We start from the raw sequence: 10,417 nt of genomic DNA, 5'->3' as shown, positions 1-10,417 counted from the left end.
CAAATCCCTACCGAGAGCAGCACGAACGCGGCGAGGCGCTGCGCTACGTTCATGGCGGCTGGGTCAGCGCGATCATCGCGGGCGGAATCACCTGGGCGGTCGCCACCTATGCAATCGGGATCAGCGGCGCGAGCCGGGAGCTGACCGAAGGGTTCGGCTCGCTGTTCGCCGCGTTCGTGCTGCTCTCGGTCGGGATTTGGATGCACGGTAAGGCGCAAGCCGATCAGTGGCAGCGCTATATTCGCGAGAAGATGTCGCGGGCGCTCTCGGGCGGGTCGGGCTGGTTCCTGTTCGGACTCGCCTTCGTGGTCGTCTATCGCGAGGTTTTCGAGACGATCCTGTTCTACGCCGCTCTCTCCGCGCAAGGTGACAACGGGATGCTGCTCGCCGGCGCCGGATCGGCCATTGGACTGCTTGGTGTGATCGCCTGGGCAATGCTCCGCTACAGCCGCAAGCTGCCGATCGCGCAGTTCTTCCGCTATAGCTCCTGGCTCATGGCCGTTCTGACCGTCGTGCTTGCGGGCAAGGGCGTCGCCGCTCTCCAGGAGGCCGGCCTTATCAACATCGCACCGCTCGCGGACGTGCCGCGGCTGTCGATGCTAGGGTTATTCCCCACCTGGCAATCGGTGCTGGCGCAACTCCTGATGGCGGTCGCCATCGCAGTGGGGTTTGCCTGGAATCGGCGCAACCGATCTCGCTCGGGTTCCGGCCCGGCGACGGCTCACTAGGCGAGGCTCGCATTTGCCCCCGCTTCGCTCGCGCACACTGGCCGGCATGTCGCGCATCCGCGACGGGCGCCAGGACCTCGCGGGTACGCAGCGGACATGAAAGCGGGCACGGCCACGCTGCTGATCGCCACGGGGGCCGCGCTAGACCTGGCGACCAAGGCATGGGCGCGGGCTGCGCTCGAACCCTATGGGCCGGCGGGCGATTTCCTGCCCTTCGTCTCGCTGCGCCTGACCTTTAACGAGGGCGTGTCGTTCAGCCTGCTCGCCTCTGATGGCGACGTCGGGCGCGCCCTCCTGATCGGGCTCACGGCAATCCTGACCCTCGGCCTTGTCGCGTGGGCCTACCGCTCGCAGGGCTGGCAGCGCACGGCCTTAGCGGTCGCCGCGGCCGGCGCCGTGGGCAATCTGATCGACCGCGCCGCACGCTGGTCTGTAACCGACTTCCTCGGGCTGCACTTCGGGAGCTGGCACCCCTTCGTTTTCAACCTCGCCGACGTGTGGATTTCGCTCGGGGTCGGGCTACTGCTGCTCGGGCCATACTTACCCGCAAGAGGATCGACGGCAGAAGCGTTTCGCCGGAATGGCGCTGAACGCCCGGCAGCTACGGACGGAGGGCCGTGATGACAGAGAGTTCTCGCGACAGGCGCCCTTGATGGAGGCAACCGTCCGCCCCCGCCTTTTCGGCTGATACCGAGCTAAGGCTTGTGTGCCGAGTAGATAGAAATGGAGCCGGTCGGCGTTGATATCGACTGGCGCTCGATCACGCGATCGAACCCCGCCGCGGCGAACATGCGGGGTAGCACGCCATCAGCGTTCGGCTGGGTGTTCGCGAACCCGTCGAGGCGCTGAATCTGCCGAAACAGAGCCCGCATCGTCCGGCTGCGCTGCTCGCCATAGTCGGCAACGAAACGCGCGCCGCTTGGCCGCAGAACGTCAAATATCGCGTCAAGGATCGCCCGTTTTATGACAAGCGGGCATTGATGGAATATCAATCTCGACACGACCTTATCGACCGGCTCGATCCCGGTCCTCGCCAGCTCGTCACCCATCGCCTCGGTCCATTCGATCGCGGCGCGCGTTTTGGCTGCCTTCGCGTGGGCGATCTTCAACACGGACGGGTCGGGGTCCACCCCGATAACGCGCGCGGCCGGGCATTGCCGCTTCACCATGATTGCGAAGCTGCCCGTCCCGCATCCTACATCTAGAATCGTTTCGCTCGGGCTGGGGGCCGCCAATTGCAGCAGCGCGGTTCGCCATCGGCGCTCGCGCGTCAGCAACGCTATCGCATGATCGTATAGACCGGTCAGCTCGGGGCGGCCCAGCGCGGCACGTAATCGCGATCGAGGACGACGGGGTGCCGCTGTTTCATCCTGCCAACGGTTCCATCGTCATTGCCGAAACATCATGCATTTTCTCCCCGATGCCTTTGAGGTCGAATGGCACCCACGAGTCCCGCCAGATACTTGGCGTTCAAAGCAAAGAGCCCGCCGGCGAGCACGATGTAAAACCAGCCGAGTGCGGTCAAGCTGGCGACAGTGCGTGCCTCATCACCCTGCCAGGCTACAGCGAGCACGACCTGAACGATGAATAGCCCGGCAAGCGCTGCCGCCCCAAGCAAGCTCAGCCCGAGGCGAAGTAGGAGGGCGATGCCGAACAGCGACTGCGCCGCGGTCAGGAAGAACTCCTCATGCTGGCGCGCGTCGAGTGGTAAACTCGAAAGCTGGCCCGCACCTAGACTGACGGCGAGGGGCAACATGCCGACCAGCAAGGTCCACTGGTTGATCTTGTCGGAAATCATCGTCGCTAAGCCCTGTTCGGACCGCCTCGCCAACACGAAGAGAATGGCGACTGTGACCGCGGGGGCTTCGCTGGCGAGCGGCGCGAGCCATTGGATCAGCAGGAACTCGTCGAACCCGAGCTGACGGCCGGAGTCGACCATCGCTTCGGCGAACGGCTCCGCCGACGCGAGGATTACCGCGGCTGCCACCAAGGTCAGTCCGCCCATGACAAGCCATTGGCGCGTCGGAGAGAGCAGGGTGAGCGCAGCCGCAGGACCGGGCTCGTCATCATCGTCGTCGTCGCTGCCCGCGCCTTCACCCTTGTCGCTCGCTCGCCACATATACAGGCCGAACAAAGCAATGAGCAGGACCGTATCGACGATGCTGATTGCGTCCTTCAAGAGGACGCTGAACGCATAAAGGCTGGGCACGAGGAGGAAGAGGATCTCGACCCGGTTGGCGCTAGAAAGCGAAATTGCGCGTTCGCCTGTCTTGCGCCAATGAAGCAGCACCAGAAGCGGCCAGGCGATGCCGACCAGCAGCCGGTTCGCACCGGTCATATTTGCTGCCGCATAGTGGACGTAATTGGACCCTGGATTAGCCCCAGCCGAGTAGGCGTAGTAGAAGTCCACGGCATATTCCGGGAGCACGGTGATCAGCGCCACGATGGCGACGATCAGGCCCGCGGAGATGCGCGACTCCGCGGCTTCCGCTCCCCATGACAGGTAGAAGCCGGCTGCCAGGATGGCAGCGCCGAACAGCATGGCGTCGAGCAGAGGGTTTGGCCGCCACCCCTCGATCCTCAGAATAATGGCTGGGATCATGGCAAGCGCGGTTAGCGCGACCAGCATGACGAAGCGGCGCAACGATGCTGGATGCGCCTCCGAAGGGAAGAGATCGACTTGCCTCATCATCGTTTCGCCCCTCCGTTGTGGTCAGCGTCGGCCGTCGGGGTAATGATCTCGACCGCCTCCAAGGTAATCAGTCCGATCTCCGGAACGTCGGCGAGCTGGGTCGCAAACGAACGCAGCCTAGGGTCTTCGTCGACGATCTCGACGACCACGGCGCGGTCGCTTTCGAGCACATGGCGACGGTGGACGTGCGCCGATCGGCCGAATCCAATGAGCGCCTCCAGGACCGTCACTCCGGCAAGCCCGGCGTCTCGCGCCCGAGAGGCGACAACCTCATAGACCTTGCGATCTCCGACATAGGCGGCCTCGTCGGTGTAGATGCGGAGCAGTCTGGCTTGCTGGTTCATGCTTGGCTCCATTTTCATATCGTGCCCGGTCCAGGGAGCTGGTGCGCTCCCCCGCCGTCGTGCGGTTCGGGATCATGCCGTGCGGGATCACCGCGCTTGCTCGCCCGCTCGCCCCAGCCGAGCACCACCCGCGCAATGGCGGGAAGGACGAGCAGCGTCAGGATGGTGGCGGCGATTAGGCCGCCGATCACCGTCGTCGCCAAAGGCTTTTGCACCTCGGCGCCGGTGCCGTGCGCGAGTGCCATCGGCACGAAGCCGATCGCCGGCACGAACCCGGTCATGACAACCGCGCGCATCTTGTCCGCCATGCCGTTGCGGATCGCCTCGGCGATCGGCGCGCCGTTCTCGATACGCTCCCGGATCGCGGTCATCACGACCAGTCCGTTCAGCACGGCAACGCCGGCAAGGCAGATGAACCCGACCGCGGCCGACACCGAAAAGGCGATGCCGGTCAGCGCGAGCGTGAACACACCGCCCGCCAGCCCTAAGGGCACGGCCAAGAATACCGCCCCGGCGCGCGCGAACCCGCCCAACGCCATGTAAAGCAACCCGAAGATGGCAAGGAAGCACAAGGGCACCACGACCGCGAGCCTGCGGCTCGCATCCTGGAGGCTCTGGAACTGTCCGCCCCATTCAAGATAATAACCGGCAGGCAGCTTCACCCGCGCGATCTTGGCTTGTGCCTCTGTGACGAACGACCCGGCATCGCGACCTAAGAGGTTGACCTGGATGGCGAGGCGACGTTTGCCGTTCTCGCGCCTGATCTCATTCAGCCCCTCGGTGACGCGTATCTGCGCCACCTGGGCAAGCGGCACCTGCTGGCGCGCTTGGCCGGCTTCGCTGGGCAGCAACACCGGTAGCGCCTGAATTTCATCGAGGTTGATTCGTGTAGCCTCGGGCACCCGCACGGTGATGTCGAACCGCCGGTCGCCCTCGTAGAGCAACCCGGATTCGCGACCGCCCAACGCCGCGGAGACGGTATCGGCGACTTCCCTAACCGTCAGGCCGTAGCGCGCGATGGCGGCGCGATCGAGCTTGACGTCGAGCGTGGGCGCACCGCCAACCTGGTCGGCCTTGACGCTGCCCGCTCCGGGGATCGACTGTAGAATGCGGACCATCTCGCCAGCGGTCTGCGCCATCTTGTCGAGATCGTCGCCGTAGAGCTTGATCGCGACGTCTCCGCGCACGCCGGCGATCAGCTCGTTGAAGCGGAGCTGGATCGGCTGGCTCATCTCGTAGAGCTGACCGAGCTGACCCCGAGACGCTTTCTCAATCCGCTCGATCACGTCCGCTTTGGTATGGACGCCTGCCGGCCACTGATCCTGCGGCTTAAGAATTACATACCCGTCCGACATATTCTGCGGCATGGGGTCGGTCGCGACCTCGGCCGTGCCGGTTTTCGAGAACATCAATTCGACCTCGGGCAGCTTGGTGACGGCCGCTTCAACCTCGCGCTGCATCACCAACGACTGTTCCAGGCTGACGGATGGCACGCGTGTGGACGCGAGCGCGATGTTCTTCTCGTCGAGCTGGGGGATGAACTCGCTTCCCAGAAGCCCGAACGCGGGGATCGCCGCCAGAAAGAATGCCAGGCCGCCAAGGATGAACGGCCACGGGCGCGCAATTGCCTTGTCGAGGAGCGGTAGATAGCGTGCCTTGGTCTTGGCGATCAGCCACACTTCCTTCTCGGCGACGCGGCCCCGGATCAGCAGCGCGACCATCGCGGGCACGAAGGTCAGCGCGAGGATGAACGCGGCGACAAGCGCGAGCATGATCGTGATCGCCATCGGCGAGAAGGTCTTGCCCTCAACGCCGGTGAACATGAGCAGCGGCGCGAACGCGAGCAGGATGATTGCCTGCCCGAACACGGTGGGCTTAATCATCTCCTGGGAGGCCCGCATGGTCTCCTCAAGCCGCTCGCGAAGGGTGAGGAGCCGCCCCTCATGCTCCTGCCGGTGCGCGAGCCTCGCCAGGCAGTTTTCGATGATGATGACCGCGCCATCGACGATCAGGCCGAAGTCGAGCGCGCCCAGGCTCATCAGGTTTCCGGGGACGCGAAAGGCGTTCATCCCCATCGCCATCATCAGGAACGAGAACGGGATCACGAGCACCGCGATCAGCGCCGCGCGCCAATTGCCGAGCAACAGAAATAGCGCCGCGGCAACAAGGATCGCGCCCTCGGTCAGGTTACGTTCGACCGTCGCGACCGTGGCACTGACGAGCTTGGCGCGATCGAGCACGATCTCGACTTCGACGCCCGGCGGCAATGTTTTCCCGATCTGATCCAGCTTCGCGGCCACGTCCTGCGCGACGATCCGACTGTTTTGGCCGATCAACATCAAAACGGTGCCGATCACGGCTTCCTTGCCGTTCACGCTGCCCCCGCCGGTGCGAAGATCGCCCCCGCTCTCAACGTTGGCGATCTGTCCCACCGTGATCGGCACGCCGCCTCGGGTGGCAGCGACGGCGTTCTTGATCTCGTCCACCGAGCGCACCCGCGCGTCGAGGCGCACGAGATAGCCTTCACCGCCGCGATTATAGTAGTTAGCGCCTACCGCCAGATTGGCGTTCTCCAGAGCCTCACCAAGCTCGCTGTAGGAGATGCCGTAGGTGGAGAGCTTCACCGGATCGGGTTCGACCACGAACGTCTTGGCATATCCGCCGATCGAGTCGACGCCGGCCACGCCGGGAACAGAACGTAGCTGCGGCCGGACGATCCAGTCCTGCACGGTGCGCAGGTATCCGGCTTGTTCAACCTCGTTGGTCAGCCGCTCGCCTTCCGGCGTCAGATAGCTCCCGTCAGACTGCCAGCCGGGCTGGCCGTTCGCGCTCCTGGCTCCTTTTCCTCCCGGATTGGCGAAGCGGACCGTATACATCACGATTTCGCCGAGCCCGGTGGTCACGGGGCCGATCTGCGGCTGGACACCATCGGGAAGCGTGTCGCGCGCCTGGGTCAGCCGCTCGCCTACCTGCTGCCGCGCGAAATAGAGGTCAGTGCCTTCGGAGAAGATCGCACTGACCTGGCTGAAACCGTTGCGCGAAATCGATCGGGTCGTCTCTAGGCCGGGGATGCCGGCAAGCGCGGTCTCGATCGGATAAGTGACGAGCTTTTCCATTTCGACCGGCGAAAGACGCCGATCGACCGTGTTGATCTGCACCTGGTTGTTGGTGATGTCGGGCACGGCGTCGATCGGCAGCTTGGTGAGCTGCCAAACACCGATGCCGGCGATCCCCAAAATTATGAACAGAACCGCCCAACGCGCGCGGACAGCCAGCGCAATGAGATTGACGATCATCTGTTATTCTTCCTCGCCCGCGCCCTTGCCGAGTTCGGCCTTGAGCAGGAATGCGTTCTTGGTGGCGATGGTCTGACCCGATGCGAGACCGGACACGATCTCGATGCGGCCGGCGCTGCGCTGCCCGGTGGTGACGGGGACGGCTTTGAACCCCTTGGGCGTGCGGACGAACACCACGTCGCGAGCATTGAGCGATTGCACCGCCTCCTCGGGCACCACGATCGCGGTCGATGCACCGCTGCGGCTCGGAAACAGCCGCACGCGCACGGCCAAGCCCGGCTGAAGCCGACCGCCGATCACGTCGAGCACCGCGGTCGCAGCGCGAGTTTCGCCGCTCAAGGTCGGCGTCACGGCGCGAACACGGGCGCTGGTCGTGGATCCGTCTGGCAGGTCGATGATCGCCCTGTCACCAGGCGCGAGCCGCTGCGCGTCCGCAGGTCCAACCGCCGCCTCGATCTGTATCTGACTGGAATCGGCGACGCGGAACAACTCGGTCTCCGGTTGCACGAACGCGCCCAGGCTGACATTTTCCGATGTCACGCGTCCCGCGATTGGAGAGGCGACGACGACGCCGCGCCCGTCGCTGGTGACATTGGCCGCTCCTGCCGCGACGCTCGCACGCCGCGCCTCGGCCGCCGCTGATGCGGCTTCCGCCTGCGCCGTTTCGAGGTCAACACGCGGCGAGACCTTTTGGCCGTAAAGATAGCGTTCGCGCGCAAGGTTGCGTTGGGCAAGAGTCGCTTTCGCCGCGGCCGCTGTCCGGTCGGCCGCGATCTGGGCGGCGTCGCGGCTTTCGACGATCGCCAGCGCCTCGCCGCGTCTGACAGGATCGCCCAATCGTTTGAATACCCGCGTCACCGCGCCCCCCGCGCGCGCCGTCACGATCGCCTCGCCCGTGGGCGACGGTGCGACCGTCGCCTGGGCCACGATCTCGGCCGCCAACCCGCCTGGATTGACGGTTTCGGTGGTGACGCCCGTTCTCTTCATCATCTCGGCGCTCATCGGGAGCGTATCGCTCGGCGCCGCCTCCGCTTCGGCCGCCTCGGACTTGCCACCCTCGGGCGCGGGCGCGGCCGGGGTGTCGGCCGTCCATCGTGCGACGGTGAACCCGCCCGCCGCCGCAACGAGCACCGCCGCTGCCACGCCGCCCAACAAACGCTTGTCAGATAAGATCATCGAATATCTCCGGGGATGGCGGGGCGCGCACTCGAGGGCGTCTGCTCGGCCGATAGGGTGGCTGGCGCGGTGAGCCGCGCCAGGCGGGCCTCCGCGTCGCGGTATGTGGCAAGGGCGTCGATCGCTGCGGCGCGCGTTTCGCGAAGCGTCCGCTCGGCCTCCAAAAGATCGAGTTGGCTGAACTTGCCCGCCGCGTAGCCGAGGCGTGCGATGCGGGCGGCCTCCGCGGCTGCGGTCAGCGCCGGTCCTCCCGCCGTGCGCGCGGTCGTCGCGGCATTGGCAAGCTCGGCCTGCGCGCTCGCGATCGACCGATCGGCCTCTAGCAACGCCACCCGGCGTAGCGCCTCCGCCTGGGTTGCCTGTGCCTGGGCCTGGGCAATGGCCGCGCGACCATTGTTGAACACCGGAAAGGGGACCGACACGCCGAATACCGCCGCCACATCGTTCGTTGCCTCAAGTCGGCGCGCGCTCGCGCTCACCGTCACGTCGGGGATGCGCTGCGCCCGCGCGAGCCGGACCTGGGCGCTCGCGGTGCGCGCGTCAGCATTGGCCGCTGCCAGCGCCAGCGTGCCCTCGGCCGAGATAAGCTGGGTGGGTCCGTAGCCGCCGATCCGCTCGAACCAAGCCGTATCCAGCGGCCCGGTCACGGGCTGGCCGATCAGCCTCGCCAGGTTCGCGCGCGCCACCTCGGCAGTGCGCGCGGCCCGTTCCACCGCGGTCTCCGCGTTGATGCGAAGCACCTCGGCGCGCTGTTGCTCGATCGGCGACGCCGCGCCTGCTGTCACACGCACCCGTGCCGCCCGCGCGCCCTCAGCCGCAAGGCCGGCTTGCTCGCGTGCGACAATCAACCGCCGCTCGGCCGCCGCAGCCTCGATGTAGCTCTGCGTGATTGAGAGTGTGAGGTCGGCGATCGCGATGGCCGCGCCGATCCGCGCCCGGTCGATCTGCGCGTCCGCGACCGCGACTCGCGCCGATCGCTTGCCGCCAAGCTCGATCGGAAGCGCCAAGCCCGCGGTAGTTTCCGCGCTGCGGAGTCCGCGATATTCGCCGCTGCCGGCGACGTTCTCGGTTTCGACGACGATCTCGGGGTTGGGGCGAAGCGCCGCCACGCGGCGACCAGCCGTCGCGGCCTGTACGCCTGCAGTTCCGGCCGCAATCGAAGGAGAAACGGCGCCGCCAAGCGCCAGAGCGCGCTCAAGGGTGAAGGGAGGCTCCGAAGGCACGGCCGATGACGGTGCGGACGTCTGCGCCAGTGATCCCGACACGGGGAATGCGAGGAGCAGAACTGCGACTAGGCTCTTCCTCTTCCAGCTTTTCTGTCGAACTTGGTGCTTGCTCATCCGATTTCCCGCGATTCATGTCGCAGGTTGCGCTCATGCAACCTACAGTCTCTAGAGGAGCAAGCCCTAATTTCGCTGCTGTGCTTTCCCATCTCGAAACTGGGGCGAAGGGCGACGACGACCCGGCGTGCGGTCACGGCCTGCACGCCGGCATTGCTGACCACCAGCGGATGGAATGCAGCGCCGCCCGGTGCGAGCGCGCGTTCAAGGATGAAGGGCGGATCGGTAGCGGCCTGGGATGGCCGCGCGGCCGTTTGCGCCTGCGCTATCGAAGCGCCTGACGCGATGGCCATAAGGGCCGCGATGACACGGGACATGAATGATCGTCTCCTGACAAACCTGGAAGCCCGTGCGCGCGCACAGGTGCTAGGGGTTCGTCAGGCTTGTGGAGGCCGTAAAGCCGGGTCGCTCGTCGCGGGCGTGATCGACCCTTGATCCCACGACAGCGGGCACACGCGCATTGCGCTCGCCGAGAACACGGGGGCGGGCGTCACCGGCACGCCGATGTGGTCGCCATGGCAAGTCACATGATGGTGCGGATAACCCTTGTCGGAATCGGCTGGCACCGGCAAAGGCGTCGCCGCGCTCCAGGAAGCCGGCCTTATTAACATCGCGCCGCTCACGGACGTGCCACGGCTGTCGGTTCTAGGCGTGTTCCCCACCTGGCAATCGGTGCTGGCGCAACTTCTGATGGCTGAGCTGCCCCCTTCTGAGTGGTCCATCGACTATGACAGTCTGGATCGAGGATGACAGTCCCCCGGTTTCTCATCCGGGCGTGATGCGAGCTTCCGGCTTGCATCAGCCGGGGTTAACCCCGGCTGATGCAGCATATTCCGCTGGC

At 65.7% G+C, this 10,417-nt stretch carries 9 protein-coding genes and 1 pseudogene; 3 read left to right on the top strand and 7 right to left on the bottom strand.

Translation table 11 applies throughout. The features are described from left to right. Both ACI2JO_RS19765 and lspA read left to right on the top strand, forming a co-directional pair. A partial coding sequence (locus ACI2JO_RS19765) for an FTR1 family protein (RefSeq protein ID WP_404722197.1) occupies positions 1-728 on the top strand: 728 nt, incomplete at its 5' end. A gap of 96 nt (positions 729-824) precedes the next feature. Further along, positions 825-1,349: a signal peptidase II gene (gene lspA / locus ACI2JO_RS19760; protein WP_064311259.1), complete on the top strand. Its 525-nt coding sequence runs from the start codon at positions 825-827 to the stop codon at positions 1,347-1,349. A 74-nt stretch (positions 1,350-1,423) separates the two neighbouring features. Here the strand turns inward: lspA and ACI2JO_RS19755 are convergent, their stop codons facing one another. From ACI2JO_RS19755 to ACI2JO_RS19725, 7 genes are all read right to left on the bottom strand, one after another. Beyond that, complete coding sequence (locus ACI2JO_RS19755; RefSeq protein ID WP_232318420.1) at positions 1,424-2,005, bottom strand: class I SAM-dependent methyltransferase; 582 nt, start codon at positions 2,003-2,005, stop codon at positions 1,424-1,426. Between the two features lie 125 nt (positions 2,006-2,130). Continuing rightward, positions 2,131-3,420 (bottom strand): sodium:proton exchanger, encoded by a 1,290-nt coding sequence (locus ACI2JO_RS19750; protein ID WP_198161971.1) that lies wholly within the window; start codon positions 3,418-3,420, stop codon positions 2,131-2,133. Beyond that, positions 3,417-3,764, bottom strand: coding sequence for a DUF190 domain-containing protein (locus ACI2JO_RS19745; RefSeq protein ID WP_064311318.1), 348 nt, complete (start codon positions 3,762-3,764; stop codon positions 3,417-3,419). Before ACI2JO_RS19745 ends, ACI2JO_RS19750 begins: the two co-directional genes overlap by 4 nt. 14 nt (positions 3,765-3,778) lie before the next feature. Beyond that, positions 3,779-7,060 (bottom strand): efflux RND transporter permease subunit, encoded by a 3,282-nt coding sequence (locus ACI2JO_RS19740; protein WP_084445250.1) that lies wholly within the window; start codon positions 7,058-7,060, stop codon positions 3,779-3,781. A gap of 3 nt (positions 7,061-7,063) precedes the next feature. Further along, positions 7,064-8,236: an efflux RND transporter periplasmic adaptor subunit gene (locus ACI2JO_RS19735; RefSeq protein WP_064311257.1), complete on the bottom strand. Its 1,173-nt coding sequence runs from the start codon at positions 8,234-8,236 to the stop codon at positions 7,064-7,066. Continuing rightward, positions 8,233-9,576 carry a TolC family protein gene (locus tag ACI2JO_RS19730; protein WP_064311256.1) on the bottom strand — a complete coding sequence of 448 codons (1,344 nt, stop codon included), beginning with the start codon at positions 9,574-9,576 and terminating at the stop codon, positions 8,233-8,235. Before ACI2JO_RS19730 ends, ACI2JO_RS19735 begins: the two co-directional genes overlap by 4 nt. Next, positions 9,573-9,893 (bottom strand): hypothetical protein, encoded by a 321-nt coding sequence (locus ACI2JO_RS19725; RefSeq protein WP_147036290.1) that lies wholly within the window; start codon positions 9,891-9,893, stop codon positions 9,573-9,575. Before ACI2JO_RS19725 ends, ACI2JO_RS19730 begins: the two co-directional genes overlap by 4 nt. Before the next feature lie 250 nt (positions 9,894-10,143). On the opposite strand from ACI2JO_RS19725, the pseudogene ACI2JO_RS19720 reads away from it, so the two are divergent. Next, positions 10,144-10,326: pseudogene (locus ACI2JO_RS19720) on the top strand (hypothetical protein); the annotation flags it as partial. Positions 10,327-10,417: the final 91 nt, after the last annotated feature.

It is taken from the genome of Sphingomonas sp. NPDC079357 (genome assembly GCF_044901155.1).
Classification (GTDB): Bacteria; Pseudomonadota; Alphaproteobacteria; order Sphingomonadales; family Sphingomonadaceae; genus Sphingomonas.
Note: the sequence above shows the minus strand (reverse complement) of the source record. Positions and strands in the feature narration are given on the sequence as shown.